The organism is Lysinibacillus xylanilyticus (genome assembly GCF_001183605.1).
Taxonomy (GTDB): Bacteria; Bacillota; Bacilli; order Bacillales_A; family Planococcaceae; genus Lysinibacillus; species Lysinibacillus xylanilyticus.
Genome location: NZ_LFXJ01000005.1, coordinates 664749 through 681825 on the forward strand (window position 1 = coordinate 664749; position 17077 = coordinate 681825).

Sequence of the window (17077 nt, forward strand, 5' to 3'; positions counted from 1 at the left end):
TTTGACCAGTTTTATCTGAGTTCCTTTGAACCAGGTTGTATCCATGACTCTCTTCTACATTCACCTATATTTAATCTTTTATAAATTTAATCCAAATCTCTTCAATTCAATGAAAATACCTTCTAACTGTTTTCCTTTTTCCGTTAATGTATATTCCACACGAGGGGGAACTTCAGGAAATACCTCCCTGTCCAATATCCCATGATCTTCTAGTGCCTTAAGACGAAGTGAAAGTGTTTTTGGGCTAATTCCATCCATTGATTTCAATAGGTCACTGAATCGCATCGTTCCATCTACAAGCAGATCACGAATAATTAAAAAGGTCCATTTAGTCCCAATCACATCGAGCGTTTTAGCAATGGGGCAAGTCTCACCTGGTGCACCTTTGGTCAACACGACTGGCTCAATAACACTCATCTGAAACATCCTCCCTAAATTTTTTTTACTAATTTACCTTATCATATCACAATAGTATATTTTCAGAAACTTAATGAATTAAATATCACTACTTCCCTAAATGAAGTTACTATATATATAATATCGTTGAACATATTATTCTATTCCTTTAAGGAGGAGGTGATTAAAATTAGTGCGTGAAATCAACTAAACAAACTACCGTTAGCATTGTTAATCAGTGCTTTTACTATTGGTAGTACAGAGTCGCCATCATGGGTATTCTTCCAAATGTAACAAACGATTTGACCAGGGCTATTGGTTAACAGCTAAGTGCTAGGCGGTTTATGAAAGGATCACGAAATTAAAAGGAGCTAGATAAAGATGAAAAATATACTTATTATTAACGGGCACCAGAAATATAGTTCAGCAGAGGGGAATTTGAACCAAACATTGATGGACAAATTGGTCAGTTTTTTTAGCGAAAAGAACAATGTAAAAACAACGATTATTCAAGATGGATATAAAATCGAAGAAGAACAACAAAAATTTATATGGGCTGATATTGTCATTTACCAAACACCTATCTATTGGTTTAGTGTTCCGGGCTTATTGAAGACGTATATGGATGAAGTATATGCTTATGGCTTATTTTTTAAGGGTGCTGATCAGTATGGAAAAGGCGGGTTATTGACTGAAAAGAAATATATGTTTTCGACTACCTGGAATGCCCCTGAAAAAGCATTTAACGATCCAAGTCAATTTTTTGAAGGAAGCGGCCTAGAAGATGCATTAAGCCATTTACATCGAATACAGAAATTTCTCGGTATGAAACCTTTAAAGAGCTTCTCCTGTTATGATGTAGTCAAAAATCCGATGGTTGAAAAGTTTGTATCTGAACTTGATATACACCTGCAAGAGGTATTGAATTTTTAATCAATTAAGTGAACCCATAGGAGGGTAAAAACATGTTAAAAAATAAAAAAGTTGTAATTATCGGTGGAAGTTCTGGAATTGGTTTGGAATCAGCTAAACAGCTAGTAGCCCAAGGGGCAGAAGTAATTATTGCCAGCCGTTCCGAAGATAAATTACGGATTGCAAAAGAGCAACTAGGAGTTAGAGCAACGGCTTTTACTCTAGATACAACACAAGAACAGCAAGTACAGTCTTTCTTTGAAAAAATCGGCCAGTTCGATCATCTTGTGATAAGCGCGGCAGAAACATCCGGCGGGTCATTCCTCCATACGGATACAGCCCAAGCCCGACAACTGTTTGAAAATAAATTTTGGGGACAATATTATGCAGCGAAATACGGTGCTTCGAAAATTTCACCAAACGGTTCAATCACTTTATTCTCTGGAGTTGTAGCCTACAAGTCTATGGTTGGTTCAGCAATGCTAGGAGCAGTCAATGCGGCAGTTTCGAATCTAGGCCAGACTTTGGCATTAGAACTTGCTCCAATCCGAGTAAACATCGTTTCACCTGGTATAATTGACACACCTTCTCGTAGCAAAATGCCAGAAGAAGCACGAAATAATTTCTATGCTGCTGTTGAAAACAAACTTCCTGTGAAACGAATAGGGAGAGCTGAAGATGTTGCACAAAGCGTACTATACTTGCTACAAAATAGTTTCGTCACTGGAACCGTTCTGCATGTAGAAGGTGGTCACATTTTAGCTTAGATCAGCAGCTGAGGAAAAATATTTCCCCTAAACAAGAATAAATGCTATTCCTTTTGTAGAACTATACGAAAGGATGGTGTAGTCATTTCCATTGATTAATATAAAAAAATGTCTGCTTATAGGGGAAGCAGACATTTTTGAATTTCTGTACATAATGATATGCCTCTAATAGTTAAATAAAAGTATTGTAATTAGTTCTCTTATTATCAACTATTCGCCCAGCAATAGGTATCAATTAATTTAGAACGCATCAAATTAAACTATGATTTTAATATGCATCAACGCAATGTAGAATTTACAAAACCGATTTTAAAATTGATTTTACCGTTAGATAGCTCTGCCTGAACTGAATAACCTAATTGTTCAGCATGGCTTTTAACTGTTGCAAGTCCAAGCCCAGTACCTGAAAAGTTCTTGTCACGAGAAATTTCCCCAACATAAAAAGGGTGCCATATTCTAGAAATGTCTGTAAGCGTGGTATCATTACTAATTTCAAATATACTGTCTTGACCAAAGTAGATCTGAATTTCATTTCCAGAAGTGTATTTAACTGCATTACTAATCATATTTTCAAATATGAAATGTACTTTATCTTGTTCAGCCGTCAGTATATATTCAGTAACTTCAGTTTTAAAATAAATTTGTTTTTCTCCTTGTATATGTCGATAATTATCCAGTATCTCATTAATCAACATAATTAAATCAAAGCTTGTTTTATTGGAATCATTTTCTTCTGTTTTGGCGAAATAAAGCATATCTGTAATTATTTTTTCCATTCTATCAACTTGCTTGTTAATGGTTGCAAGATAAGTTCCATCATCCATACCATCTTCAATTCCACTGGAATATACTCTAACTAATGCTAAAGGAGTTTTAAGCTCATGGGTTAAACCTATCATAAATTGCTTTAAGTCAATGTTTCTTTTTGATAAATCCTGTTGCGCTTTTTCAAGTGCCTTACTCATTTTATTAATACTTTTTGCAAGGTCCTCAATTTCATCGCCTGTCCGAATTTCAGCCTGTTTAAAATCCAACTCACCAATTTCTTTTGCAACCTTTGTTAATTTATTTAACGGTCTTGTTAGCATTCTAGATAGAAAGGCAGTAATTATAATAATTACTAAAATACTGACAATCAAAAAAAATATATTAAAGCGATTAATAAAATAAGCTATTTCAATAAAACTAGCCATAGAGGCTCCAATCATAATTAGATGATTATCTTCTTTTTTATAATGAGCGATAAAACTGGATTTTTGTTTTCCTTGATTATAAAGTTCGCCAACAGTCTTATCCTCTTTAACTTTTTGTAATATTTCTTCGGAAACCCAAAATTTATTAAGTGCTATATGCTTCCTTGCAAGTTGGTGTTTTAAATTTCCATTCAGGTCATCGATAGTATCATCTAGCGATACCGAAAGAATAGTCACATCAAATTGTTTCTCCACCAAGCTCTCATCACCCAATTCCTGATAAGCTATAAAAGCATCAGATACCTTTTTGTTAAATTGATGAAGATAATATTTTGGTAGAAAAAACTGACTTAGCGCAAGTGAGATGCTAAATGTGATAATAACAACAAGGGTTATATAAATAGTTAATTTTGTTCCAATTTTTGATTTCATTCTCTTGTACTATATCCAACTCCTCGATGCGTTTGGATAATATCCTCTCCAATTTTTTCACGTAGACGCCGAATATGTGTATCTACCGTCCGTGGATCACCCTCGTAGTCCATTCCCCATATTAAATCAAGTAGTTGATCTCTCGTTAATATTTGTCTTCTATTTTGGCTAAATATACGTAAAAGCTCGAATTCAGTCTTTGTTAAAATCAATTCATTTCCAGATCTCCATACACGTTTGCTTGAAATATCAAATGAAACATCGTTTATTCGTTGAATGGATTCCATTTGCAACAATTTTTTCGCCCGCATTAATAAAACTTTTGGATAAAATGGTTTATTTACATAATCATCAGCACCATCAGATAGGGCAATAAATTCATCTTCTCCAGTATCTCTAGCCGTTAGTATTAATACTTTAATTTTTTGGGTCTTCTTCATTTCGCGGCAAACTGTAATCCCATCTTTTTCTGGCATCATCCAATCCAAAATGGCCAAATCAATTTTTTCATTATAGAAAATATCAAGTGCCTCTGTCCCGTTTGTAGCCGTAAATACCGTAAATCCTTCTTTTTTGAAATAACTTTGTAAAATCTTTAACATATCTAGTTCATCATCAGCGATAAGTATATTCATAACATTTATCTCCTAATTGTCATATTTCCCTAAATTATACTGTTCTATAATAGCAATTAATTTATCAGGATACATAGGATCTGTGGAATAGTGGTTCTTTTTCAAAGCATGTGCAGCTTCCTGATAATTCGCTGCAGCAAGAACATCATAATATTGATGCTCATTCCAACTCGTTCCTTCTAAAATTAATTTAGTATGGTCAATAAACGCACTTTTCAAATCTGGATAAGCTCTAAATTCAGTTTCAATTGTATAACTTTTATTGTTTTTATATTCCATAGTTTGCATTTTTACCGACTTGCCTTTATAGCTACCTTTTATCCCAAATAAATTATTTGCTTTTATAGCTAATTCACTTTTGCCATAATTCGATTCTAATATAGCCTGCGCAATTGTTATACTCGGAAGCACTCCTCCTGTTTGTTTGTTTAATTCTACAGCTAGGGGAGCAATTTCATCTATAAAATGAATTTCTCTATTTTCTTTCTGAAATAGTCTTAAAAAAATAGAAAGTAAAACTAAACTAACTACTAGTATAATTATGGACACTATGGATTTTCTATATTTACTGATTCTTTTCATTATATAACCTCTTTTTAAAATGAATTTATTATTTGTATTTTAAAAGAGGAATGTTACAGTCATTTGACAAAAGAATCATATAATATAAAAAACTTTAGTGGGTTTTAGGAATATTTTGTTCATTCACTTATTTCTATAATAAAAAAATAGTACAAACTATTGTTTGTACTACGGATAATATTCTTTTATTCTGAACTAAGTTTATCAAACAAGGGTCATTTGTTCAGTCCTTTTTTCAATGCATCCCAAATCGAATTATCTACTTCTATATCTTTTCTATCTGGTAGTTCGCCATCTTCCTTAGCCTTCCAATATGCCCACTTGACTGGTTGACTTCCTAATTCAAAATCCATACCTTCCCACGTATCTTCACGAAATGCATAAAATGCCCAGTGCCAGCCATATTCATCGAAAATATCAATTAAATCCTTTACATATTGATCGGCTCCGTCAACCATTCGGTTAATCCCAAACTCTTCAGCGATAATTCGGTTGTTTGGTATATTGTGTTGCTCTGTCCATTGTACAACTGGTTCCAAAAAATCTTTTAATGCAGCTTTATCGAACATTTTCTCTGCTTGATCTTCACCAACCTTCACCTTGCCAGGATAAGTGTATGTGAATCCTTTTTGTCGATTTTGGCCTGTCATTTCATAAGGTTCATACATATGGAATGCATATAACACATTATCGTCATCTATTGGTTTTAAATATTTTATTGCCCATGGAGTTGCAAATAAACCTGAATCTAAAATAATTGGTGTGTCAGTATCTACAGTTCGTATAGAATCTACAATTGTTTCATAAAGCAGGTTTAAATCTGCAGGAGTATTTTCCAATTTGTTGTACCATTTGTCGTAATCTTCTGTCCAAAAATCATTAAATCCCGTAGCTGTTTCAGGGTGTGGCTCATTAATTACGTTATATCCTACCACTGCAGGATGATCTTTCAAACGGAAGGCAAGATCTTTCCAAAAAAGCGCTGCTTGCTCATGATATTTAAGGTCTTGCCAAATACGGTCGTCATTTTTATAGTTATTAAACTGCCTCCAACGATTTCCTGGAAGACTTAGAACAGTTAGTACAACTTTTGACCCTCTTGCATATCCTGCATCCAAATCCTCTTTTAACTTTATAAAATCTTCTTCAACAATTCCCTCATATCGATCTGCAACAAAGTTACGTGAATGTGACATTAAGAGGTGTGTATCTGAAATCAATTTAAGGATCTGTTAATAGTTTCTAATGAGAAATAGTCAGTGGGGGAGGGAAAGCAAAATTGTTTAATTAAAATTCTAGTCGAGTAATGATTCTTTAAATCTTTTTTATAAATCTACAAAAAGACAACTTCCTGTAACATTAAAATGCTACAACATTTATTAAATTGTAGTTATTAATAAAGGGGTGGCATATGAAAATTAATTTGAAGAATACAAAAAAGAATAAATTATCAATAGTAAAATTAATCACTAGCTTGAAAATGTTAAGAATAAGAATGTATCAACAGAAACATAAGTGGAAATTTCTTTTCCTTATAATTTTTATTTTTCCAATCACTACTTATTTATACGCGTCCCACATTGAGACAAAATCATTGTCTATAACATGGACTGATATCAAAAATCCTAATATTCCTGAAGGATTCCGAAATATAAAAATTGTGCAATTCTCTGACACCCACTTTGGATCGAATTTTTCTCATAAGCAGCAGAAAATGCTAATCGACCAAATAAATGAAGTAAAACCCGATATTGTAGTGTTTACCGGTGATTTAATTGACAAGTTTAGTGAATATACTTCTGATAGAAAATATTCACAAACTATTTTAACCCAAATTAATGCTCCACTTGGAAAATATGCAGTGTTCGGTAATCATGATCGTGGAGGCGGCGGGGGTTATTTGTACGAACAGTATATGGAGGAAGCGGGTTTTACAGTTTTAGTTAATGAAACTATAAAAATTAAGGCAAGCAATGGTGACTATATTACGATTTCGGGACTTGATGATTTTTTACTTGGCAAACCAAAAGTGCAGCATACCCTTCAACACTTACAAGAGAAGGACTTTAACATATTGTTAGTGCATGAACCCGATGCAGTAGATGAAGTCCTTGAGTATCCAGTTGATTTTCAACTATCAGGCCACAGTCATGGAGGACAAGTACAACTTCCATTCATTGGCCCTATTATCACTACTTCATTAGCAAAACAATATGTAGAAGGTATGTATTCATTACAAGGGAAATCAAAACCATTACAGTTGTATGTTAATCGAGGGATTGGTACTACAAGAATGCCTATACGCTTTTGGAGTAAGCCAGAACTTTCTGTTTTTGTATTAAAAAATTGATGAAACTCGCAAGATTTCCTTTCCTACTAATCTAGGAGAATAAATAAGAAGCCTAATCATTTCGATTAGGCTTCGTTTTTTTACTGTAATCTTTCAAGTGTTTTCACTATTTTCGCCGTATTAGTAGCAAATATATTATTAATAAATAATACTTCTTTTATTTCTTGTTCATCTATTAGTTTCTTAAAACCGCTATTGTAATATCTAGAATCTACTACATATAATTCATCATAATGAGGGATTAAAAATGGCACAAAAGCATTTCCATATGACTCTTTTACAACGACTAGTTTCTTCCCGTTATTACTATCATTATTCTTAATTTTAACCAATGGGAAGTCTCCATGTAAAAATACGGAGTAAGCATTTACACCATCTGCATAATCAGCATACAATGTTGACGAAACTGCTGTATTTTCATTCCCTTTTTCATATCGATATACTTCGTAATCAACTGGGATTTTGTAATACTCAACTATATCTTTTTTCTCTTTTAGTTTGGTATCTTGCGTTTGTGTAAATAGAGTACCTAAAAAATCTTCCTTAGAATATTTTTCGTATTCATCTAATGATTTTTCTTTAAATCCAGCTTCTTTCGCAAATTGTTCGTATGCATAATATGCACCTAGAGAAGTCCAATGGTGATCCGTATTAAAATATAGATACTCATTTTTATGCTTTTCTAATGCTTCATACGCGTTAACATTCTTAATTTCACTATCAAGATTCCCATAAATTTCATCAATAACGGATTTTTGCGGTGTTGACATATGTTGATACTTTTTCGGCAACGCAAACTCTACACTTGTTGGAACTACCATATTATATACTGTTACATTCTCTCCTAGAGCTTGTTTCAAACTTGAAATAGCTTTGGAATATCGCAATGCATTTTCTGGATTTCCGTAAAATATTTCTACTGCTCTATCACCCAGTGTAATAATGGAACCGGATTTTTCAGCAACAGTATTCTCTGAAACTTCTTGTTTACTATCTTCAACAACACTCTCCTTATTTTCTTCTTTAACAGCAGGTCTTTCACTTTCCTTGTCTATATCTTTAGAAGAACACCCTGCAATTAATAGGGTAGCAAGTGCTGAAACCATCATATATTTTTTCATTGTATTTAAATCTCCTTATATTTATTTTTGTATATTGTATATTTGTATCTCATCTGTTCCTGATCGTATTCCTTTAACATCATTATAGAAGGCACTCAACTCAATGAGCTGCCCCCGAAACGGAAATGCATCATTCACATATAACTCTACTTGTTGGGCATAACTTTTATTTAGAAAACTTTCAGCTGAGAAGGTGGGAAAAGGTGTTAATTGACGTTTTTCGTTTTCAGAAATGTTTTCTTTTGGTAACAGAAAGAATAATGTGAAGCCCACTATTATAATTCCAACCATAATGCCGATATGAATCATCTCAGATATAGTACTGTTTTTCATTCATTACTCTCCTCAAAATCTAAAATAAAGAAATGGATTATAACTTTCGTTAACCAGAACAGCTGTACATAGGATTAGAATCATAACATTTCCAATAATCAAGCAACCTTTGTACATAGCACCTTTACAGACTTTTTCTCCAAGGACTTTAACTAGTGGTGTACATAATAAAGTAGCAATTACTATCAAGAAAATATTATTAGATATAATAATATTTAACTCAGTACTAGCGAAGCTTTGATTAGCAAAACCAAAGAGAACTTTTAAATAAGAGAAAGCTTCATTCATATTCGTAAAGTAGAAGAAGGTCCAACCTATAATTACAACCACTAGTAAATAGCAGTGAGAAATAATTCTCGGCAGTTTTTCTAAAATTCTTCCTATCATTTTTTTCTCTAAGTAAATTAAAATCCCAAAATATAATCCCCAAATAACAAAATTCCAACTAGCACCATGCCAAATCCCTGTTAGAAACCATACAGTCATTAAATTGAAAAATTCATTTTTTCGGTTTCCACCAAGTGGAATATACACATAGTCTCGAAAGAAGCTACCCAAAGATATATGCCAACGTCTCCAAAATTCTGTAGCAGATCGTGAAACATATGGATAGTTGAAATTCTCTTTATATTCGAAGCCAAATATTTTCCCTAACCCTATAGCCATATCTGAGTATCCGGAAAAATCAAAGTAGATTTGCAGCGTAAACATCAAAATACCAAACCATGCTTCTGTTACGGTTAAGCTTCCTGAAGAACGCTCCATAAACATCGTGGCAAAACTACCCGCAGTATTAGCCAGTAATACTTTTTTTCCTAATCCAATTACAAATCGATTCACACCATCACTAATTTGGCTGATATTTGTAGTTCGATTCTCTATTTGTTCAGCGATATCCGAATATCTAACGATCGGTCCTGCTACTAGCTGTGGAAACATTGATACATACAAAAGAAAAGTTGAGAACTTTCTTTGTGCCTGTACCTTTCCTCGATAGACATCTACTGTATAAGAGATTGTTTGGAAGGTATAAAAAGATATACCAATTGGCAATGTAACATCGGGTATTTGGAAAGAGGTATTAAAAATAAGATTGATATTTTCATAGATAAAAGCACTATATTTAAATGCAATTAGCAAAGAAAGATTTAATATAATGGAAGAAACGATACCATATTTAGCCCATTTCGTTCCATGAAATCTTCCGATATACAGCCCATGATAATAATCAATACAACCACTAATAAGTAATACGACAATCCACACTGGCTCACCCCAAGCATAAAAACATAGTGAGCTTATTAACAAAATGGTGTTTTTACACTTTCTACTTTTCACTGAGTAATACAGTATTATGTTGATAGGTAGAAACAAATAAATAAACAAAAGACTTGAAAAAACCATCGTATCCTTCTTTCATCTGTATAATTCTATCTAAACTGTCATATGAGAGACGACAATTTTTGTGTTATTTATGGATCTTTCAGTAAATAGACTTCATAACAAATTGTTTTTTGCATCTTGTAAACCTCCTTCTATCACTTACTATAGGTCCGTTTTGTGACATCAACGTTACAAATTCAGTGAAATAAAGAAATAAAGCTAGCCATTTGACTAGGCTAAGCTCAAAAGGTTTTATTTGAATTTTGAACAAGTAAAAAGGAAGGGGTAAATGAAAAATAAATACACGTTGTACGTCAAGTGGCAGCAGGGGAGTTTCGCATGTAAAGAAGAAAATGCAAATAGAGGAAATGGCTATCTAAATAATTGAGTACTCATCAGGATTTCATGTAGGTTACATGTATCTTCCTTCGCTCTGAACAGAAGTTCTTGTTGATAAAATCGGACGAACAGTTATGAGATTGGATTTTATTTCATGGTAATATTAAGCATTTTCCAAGTCGAGTGTAGGGGGGAGGGCGCATTACAGGTATAGTTAAAACTATATATGGATAAAGAAATAGCGAGTGATTTTTTCACTCGCCGTACTTAAATCCTCTTAAAGAGAGTTCTTTATTCCTTATTTGAACTTAACTTATTTTCTTTTATTTCTTTCATAAAAGATTCACCTTCAATATCTAAATTTGGTAGTAATTTATCTAGCCACTTTGGCAAGTACCATGAAGCTTTTCCCATTAAGATCATTACTGCTGGTACAATAGCCATTCTTACAACAAAAGCATCAAATATTACGCCAAATGTGAGTGAAAAGCCCATTGCTTTAATTATTGGATCTGGAGCTAACATGAATCCAGTAAATACTGAGATCATAATCAACCCTGCAGCTGTTACAACTCCACCACTATCTTTCATTCCGGCTAAAACAGCTTTACGTGCATCTCCGGTATGTGTATATACTTCACGCATTCTACTAACTAGAAAAACCTCATAGTCCATTGCTAACCCAAATAAAATTCCGATTACAATGACTGGTAAGAAGCTTAATATAGGATAGGCAATGGGGAATCCAAATAAATCAATTAAATTTCCATCTTGTATAACAAATACAGTGAATCCTAATGTTGCACCTAAAGATAGTACAAATCCTAGTACAGCTTTTAATGGGACTAGAATAGATCTGAATACTAGTACTAATAAAATGAATGAAAATCCAATAATTAATAAAGCGAAGATTGGTAATGCATCACTCAGTTTTTGTGATATATCAATGTTTACCGCCGTAGTACCTGTAACCATTAATTTTATATGATTGGATTTTTCCAAGGTCTTTGCCTTTTCTCGAATATCGTTTACAAGATCTTTTGTTTCTGAATCGGCAGCTCCTGTCTCTGGAGTTATAGAAATAAGATACATTTCTCCTGAAGGTCCAGGAATTGCTGGACTAACATTTTTTACATTTGATAACCTACTTAACTCTTCTATAGTATCACTTATTGCTATTTGAGGATTGGTTGTTTCGCTTGAGGTTTTAGCCGCTACAATTAATGTTGCAAGATGGCCTGGGCCATAAGCTTTGGTAAGTAAATCATATGCTCTTCTTTCTGTTGTGTCTTCATTCTTCGAACCGTTATCTGGTAAAGCGAGTTCCATATGAGAAATAGGAATAGCAATTATAGATAAAAGTACAATGCCAATAATTGCTACTTTCCACGGGCGTTTTGCTACAAAATTTCCCCATCTCTCGGAAGGAGTTTGTTTTTTATCACGTTTAATAATTTTGCTTAAAAAAGTATTTTTTCTATCTGGTCCGACTTTATGTCCCATCAAACCTAGAAAAGCTGGAACCACAATTATCGCAATAAATATTGCGAATAAAACGCAAAGAGCAGCAGAAAGACCCATCATTGTTAAAAATGGAATTTTTGCAACAGATAAACCTAAGAGCGCAATGATGACTGTTATACCTGCAAACACTACAGCACTACCTGCTGTCCCATTTGCAATTGCTACAGACTCTTGGACAGAATAGCCTTCTTTCCTTTGCTGTCTGAAACGAGTCATAATAAAGAGAGCATAATCAATGCCTACTGCCAATCCCAACATTGCTGCTAACGTTATTGAAACTGAGGTAATATCCAAATAATTTGTGCCAATCATAATTAAAAAAATTCCTATAGCAAGTCCAATAACCGCCGTAATAATTGGCAACCCAGCCGCTAATAAGGAAATAAAAGTAATTGCCAATATAACGAAAGCTACAACTATCCCAATTACTTCTGTTATTCCTCCTATTTCCATTTCAGAAAATGAAACATCACCTGATAGTTCTGTTTGAATGCCAGCATCACGAATATTTTCAATGTTTTCTATAATATTTTCCTTTGATTTTTCCGATACCTTGGCTGCTGCTACATTATAAGTAACAATTGCATAACCAATATTCTTATCTTTATTTAAATTCCCTAACTCTAATGGGCTTGCTACAGAAACAATATGACTATCTTTTTCTTTTATCACTTTCAAAGTATCTGTAATTACATTATTAAGCTCTTCAGAATCTAAGGTTTTATTTTCAGGTGCATTAAATACTAACTGTACTTGACTTGTATTAAAGGGAAATTCCTTTTTAATGAGGTGAAGGGCTTTTTCTGATTCTGATCCAGGTATGGACATGTCCTCAGAAAAATTTGATCCCAGATTCATTGCAATAATTGCTATTACAAGGAGAATTAATAATGAGCCTCCAATTATTTTTTTACTATTGTTTGCCGCCAATTTTCCTAATTTATAAAGAAACTTTGCCATTAACAGCTTCCTTTCATCCTAAATTTACATACTACACATTAAAACAACCGGTTATTGCTTACACAAAAAGTTATTAATCGAACACCTCGTTGATTTAATGGCATAGACATAGTATATTAAGGCTAATTGAAGGTAACAATAAGCAAAATAAAAACATGTGTTATTAAATAGTCATTTATTAATGTTTTGTCCATTTAATAATATATTAAGGTGAATTGGTTACTGAGGGGGATAAAATACGTGGTTGGTACACCCGGAAACCGAAGAACACTGTATAGTAAAAAGGTAATTATAGAGGCTTTTTTACAGCTGCTACAAGAAAAAGATTTAAATAAAATTACTGTTACGAATATTTGTAAAGTAGCAGATATTAATCGCGGAACTTTTTATTCTTATTATAATGATCCCTATGATTTAATGCGAAGTATTGAAGAAGAATTGATAGAGCAGATGATGAGTACAATTAATTGTTCAGGAGAACTAAATATACTAAATGAACTATTAAAATTGATACTTATAAATAAGGATCTCTGTAAAATCATTTTTAATGAGAAAAATGGCTCTCGTGTACTAAATACAGTTTTGAATTCTGCACATGATATAGCAATTCTAGAAATAAAAAAACAGTTACCAAATGCAAATGAGACTCATTTAGAATATTTTTTCACGTATTCGACTGGAGGAATCATTGAAGTAATTCGAAAATGGATAAATGATGATATGAATATTCCAACTGAAGAAGTTGTACAAATCTTAGAAAGTATGAACGTCATGTCATCTCAATAAACGATTTGTTATTAGGAATAAGTATCATTAACAGGTAAAGAGATAAATAGACCTTTATCATTGAGTAATTTGCTAAAATTATTCTATGTCGAATTAGCTGTAGAGGTGGTAATCACTTCGAGAAAATATGAAGAGATTCACTTCAACAAACGGAGTTCAACAATTTAATCCCACAAGGGTGGTTGTTAAGCATGATCAGGCATTTCAACAAACAGTTGCAACAAAAACTATATATACGTAGTTGAATATGAAAAATTAATATGTATGTGAAGAATCCATTTTGAACAATCTTTTTTCAAAATGGATTCTTTTATTTTTTGTAATTTACTTTAAAGCAACAATGAAAGAAATGGGTAACAAAGGTTTCATATCAGCTACAACTCAATATGGTGAGAAATTGATTTGCTAAAGGGTCATGGAGCTCCATTTTTAATGATGTTTTACGACTTGAAAATAATTCAATAGAAAAGTATTTTGAAATTCAAAAACGAATGAAGAACGGGAGAAGCTAAGCAAAACCTTAATATGAGGATAGACTTTTTTCTTATTACCATTTTATTTTAATGGATAAACTTTACAAACGAACGATAGAATTGTATAATCAATAATCATATTAACAATGTTTATATAGTTGTTGGTTATATTTATTATGCGAGGTGCTTATTTTGAAAGGAAGAGACGTTGTTTTAGGATTACTAATGGAAAAAGAATTATCTGGTTATGATATAAAAATTGTTTTTGAAGATGTATTCACGCATTTTTTTGATGGCAGTTTTGGAATGATTTATCCGACCTTAAGACAGTTGGAAAAAGAGGGAAAGATAAAAAAAGAGGTTGTCATGCAAGAAGGTAAGCCAAATAAGAAAATGTATTTCATAACTGATGAAGGAAGAGAAGAGTTTTATCAATACATGAAGACAGATGTAGAGAAGGATGTTCTACGTTCTGACTTTTTAATGCGGATGTATTTTGGGAATTATAGCGATACCAATTCAATGAAAAAGTGGATTGAAGAAGAAATTGAGAGAAAGGAGGCGTATGTTGCAGATCTTCTTTTGAAATATGAAAAGTGGAAAGAGGGCATTACTTTTGCGGAAGAGATTTCATTAGATGTTGGGATTGCATCTTATACTGCACAAGTAGAAACATTAAAAAATAAATTAGCTCAATTAACAATACAAGAAAAAAGAGATGAAAAGTAATGTTTCATGAGAGTAGGGAATTTATGGAACAACCAAAAGGAATCAAAATTGTTTTCTTAATGTGTTTAGGGATTTTCTTGTGTATGATTGATACGACAATTATGAATATTGCCTTACCAGCAATACAGACTGATGTGAACACATCTTTGGAGAAAATGTCTTGGATATTGAATGTCTATACAATGACTATTGCGGTATTAGCGATACCACTAGGGAGAGTCGCTGATATCTTTGGAAAGGCGAAATTATATATTATAGGTTTAATAGTTTTTGGAGCTGGTTCAGCGTTATGTGCATTTGCAAATACGGGAGATTTTCTTATTTTTTCTCGTTTTATTCAAAGCATAGGAGCAGCTGTTTTGTTTCCAACAAGTATGGTAATTGGCGTATCGGCAGTTCCAATGGAAAAAAGGCATGTTGCGCTGGGGATTTTAGGGGTGACACAAGGGTTATCAGCAGCCATAGGTCCTGCATTAGGAGGAGTTATTACACAAAATTTAGGCTGGAGATGGGTATTCTTTGTGAATATTCCGATTTGTGTAATTGGTATTGTTTTATGTTTCATTATGTTAAAGATAAAAAATGAGGAACGCGTAATTGCTAAAATTGATTGGACTGGATTAGCACTGTCTAGCTTTGCTATTTTCTTTTTTACACTTGTTTTAGTTAAAGGGAATACCTTGGGGTGGCTGAGTAACTTTGCGTGGATTTGCTATCTCATCAGTGCTACTTCTTTTATTCTATTTATCTTAGTTGAAAGAAAAGTTTCATCACCGATGGTAAATTTACAGCTATTTAAAGATCGAACTTTTGTTGGAGCTTCTATTGTAGTTATACTTAGTAATTTATTTTTAATTGGTGTAACTGTTTTACTCCCAACATTCCTCACGAAAATACAACACCGAACAGAAATGGAAGCAGCTTTTTTAGTGACGCCTATTTCTGCCATGATATTTTTAGTTTCTCCATTTGCTTCACTGGTTATGAAGAAGCTTGGCAAGGTTCAGGTTATTTTAGTGGGGTTTATAGTTATGAGTTTAGCTTATTATTGTTTACAAATGATAGGAGCTGAATCAACAAATAAAGAAATTATCATTCCGTGTATGATTTTAGGTGTGGGATTTGGTTTAGTTGTTGGGCCAATTACTATGCTAACAGCTTCCACATTTGAGGGGGAATTATTAACCGCCTCTCAAAGTGTTGTGTCCATGCTCAGACAAATTGGAATTGTCTTGGCTGTAGCTATTTTTGTATCAGGCTTGACTCATAATTTATCCATAAATAAAGAAAATGTTTTTCATTATGCGGAAAAAAAAGTGCATGATCTTCATGTTGACCAAGCGGAGCAAGAGCAAATATTAACAGTAACAAAGGAAAAAATTCAAAACAAAGACTTAGAGTCGAATATAGAAAAGAAACAGGGAACTGATCATCTTGGTATAAGTCAACAACAAAAGGAAAGCATGATTAAAGAGAAAGTAAACAATGCTTTAAATGAAGTTCCAGTAGAGTACAGAGAAATAAAACAGGTAGAAATAACCAATCAAGTAACGAAAGCGGTTGAAGAAAAAATAGAGAACATAAATAGCGAAATTAAAACGTTCTCGGATGATATTAGTCATTACGCTGAAAAAGAGATGGCAAAAAGTTTTACTGACTTATATAAAGTGAATGTACCAATTATTTTGCTCTGTAGTCTAGTCGCTTTTATGTTTCGTAATAGAAAATTTGAAGGTGATAAGAGAAAAAGGCAAAATTTATTGTGAAATTGTTGTCCCAAGATTCATTCTGTAACTTTGTAAAGAAGATTGGACGTTTGTAATTTATCATGATCTAAATCTTAGAAAGTTATCTAATAATCTTCGGAAGAGTTATCTTAATGTAAAAATTATGGGGGAGTCTACAGTTTCAGAGAAGTCAAGAGCGGAGGAACAATCAAATGGGGTGCTCAGAACACAAGGAATTTCATAAGTGTAGAGCAAGACTAATCTTTCAACAACAATAATTTGATGTGATGATGATGCTTGAATTGTATTCCATAAAAAAATCTGTTACTATAAAAATACAATTATGAGAGGACTGATGAATGGACAATGATTAACTAATCTGTATTTTTATTTGAAATGAAAAACTTCAAACTACAAAATATAGGATTAGTCTGT

The 17077-nt window shown here is 32.9% G+C and carries 12 protein-coding genes and 4 pseudogenes; 7 read left to right on the plus strand and 9 right to left on the minus strand.

Translation table 11 applies throughout. The features are described from left to right. Positions 1-78: 78 nt before the first annotated feature. The gene (locus tag ACZ11_RS06180; RefSeq protein ID WP_049664532.1) at positions 79-417 is read right to left on the minus strand and encodes a winged helix-turn-helix transcriptional regulator; all 339 of its coding nucleotides are present in this window, start codon (positions 415-417) and stop codon (positions 79-81) included. A gap of 360 nt (positions 418-777) precedes the next feature. Between ACZ11_RS06180 and ACZ11_RS06185 the strand changes: the two genes are divergently transcribed. After that, positions 778-1329, plus strand: a complete 552-nt coding sequence (locus ACZ11_RS06185; RefSeq protein ID WP_049664535.1) for an NAD(P)H-dependent oxidoreductase — start codon at positions 778-780, stop codon at positions 1327-1329. A 32-nt stretch (positions 1330-1361) separates the two neighbouring features. Then, positions 1362-2075: an SDR family oxidoreductase gene (locus tag ACZ11_RS06190; RefSeq protein ID WP_049664538.1), complete on the plus strand. Its 714-nt coding sequence runs from the start codon at positions 1362-1364 to the stop codon at positions 2073-2075. Between the two features lie 278 nt (positions 2076-2353). On the opposite strand, the gene ACZ11_RS06195 is transcribed toward ACZ11_RS06190, so the two are convergent. From ACZ11_RS06195 to ACZ11_RS06210, 5 genes and pseudogenes are all read right to left on the minus strand, one after another. Then, positions 2354-3700: a sensor histidine kinase gene (locus tag ACZ11_RS06195; protein WP_049664541.1), complete on the minus strand. Its 1347-nt coding sequence runs from the start codon at positions 3698-3700 to the stop codon at positions 2354-2356. Further along, positions 3697-3915, minus strand: a pseudogene (locus ACZ11_RS27430) (winged helix-turn-helix domain-containing protein); the annotation flags it as partial. The pseudogene ACZ11_RS27430 and the gene ACZ11_RS06195, both read right to left, overlap by 4 nt. Positions 3916-3986: 71 nt before the next feature. Further along, positions 3987-4335, minus strand: a pseudogene (locus ACZ11_RS27435) (response regulator transcription factor); the annotation flags it as partial. A gap of 12 nt (positions 4336-4347) precedes the next feature. Further along, entirely contained in the window at positions 4348-4917 is a 570-nt protein-coding gene (locus ACZ11_RS06205) for a glycoside hydrolase family 73 protein (RefSeq protein ID WP_049664546.1), read from the minus strand. A gap of 215 nt (positions 4918-5132) precedes the next feature. Then, positions 5133-6113: a glycoside hydrolase family 5 protein gene (locus ACZ11_RS06210; RefSeq protein ID WP_082172784.1), complete on the minus strand. Its 981-nt coding sequence runs from the start codon at positions 6111-6113 to the stop codon at positions 5133-5135. A gap of 284 nt (positions 6114-6397) precedes the next feature. Here ACZ11_RS06210 and ACZ11_RS06215 point away from each other — a divergent pair, with 284 nt between their 5' ends. After that, the gene (locus ACZ11_RS06215) at positions 6398-7267 is read left to right on the plus strand and encodes a metallophosphoesterase (RefSeq protein ID WP_049667088.1); all 870 of its coding nucleotides are present in this window, start codon (positions 6398-6400) and stop codon (positions 7265-7267) included. A gap of 80 nt (positions 7268-7347) precedes the next feature. Here ACZ11_RS06215 and ACZ11_RS06220 read toward each other — a convergent pair. The 3 genes and pseudogenes from ACZ11_RS06220 to ACZ11_RS06235 all read right to left on the minus strand — a co-directional run bounded on the left by ACZ11_RS06220 (position 7348) and on the right by ACZ11_RS06235 (position 12927). Further along, positions 7348-8721 (minus strand): annotated as a pseudogene (locus tag ACZ11_RS06220) (DHHW family protein). Between the two features lie 12 nt (positions 8722-8733). Then, the gene (locus ACZ11_RS06230; RefSeq protein WP_338048283.1) at positions 8734-9987 is read right to left on the minus strand and encodes an MBOAT family O-acyltransferase; all 1254 of its coding nucleotides are present in this window, start codon (positions 9985-9987) and stop codon (positions 8734-8736) included. A 747-nt stretch (positions 9988-10734) separates the two neighbouring features. Further along, complete coding sequence (locus ACZ11_RS06235) at positions 10735-12927, minus strand: MMPL family transporter (RefSeq protein ID WP_049664551.1); 2193 nt, start codon at positions 12925-12927, stop codon at positions 10735-10737. Between the two features lie 240 nt (positions 12928-13167). Here ACZ11_RS06235 and ACZ11_RS24705 point away from each other — a divergent pair, with 240 nt between their 5' ends. The 4 genes and pseudogenes from ACZ11_RS24705 to ACZ11_RS06250 all read left to right on the plus strand — a co-directional run bounded on the left by ACZ11_RS24705 (position 13168) and on the right by ACZ11_RS06250 (position 16681). Then, positions 13168-13713, plus strand: coding sequence for a TetR/AcrR family transcriptional regulator (locus tag ACZ11_RS24705; RefSeq protein WP_053093204.1), 546 nt, complete (start codon positions 13168-13170; stop codon positions 13711-13713). Positions 13714-13867: 154 nt separating this feature from the next. Beyond that, positions 13868-13954, plus strand: a pseudogene (locus ACZ11_RS27440) (ABC transporter ATP-binding protein); the annotation flags it as partial. A gap of 424 nt (positions 13955-14378) precedes the next feature. After that, positions 14379-14915: a PadR family transcriptional regulator gene (locus ACZ11_RS06245; RefSeq protein ID WP_049664553.1), complete on the plus strand. Its 537-nt coding sequence runs from the start codon at positions 14379-14381 to the stop codon at positions 14913-14915. 23 nt (positions 14916-14938) lie between these two features. After that, entirely contained in the window at positions 14939-16681 is a 1743-nt protein-coding gene (locus ACZ11_RS06250; RefSeq protein WP_049667090.1) for an MFS transporter, read from the plus strand. The last annotated feature ends 396 nt before the right edge of the window (positions 16682-17077 follow it).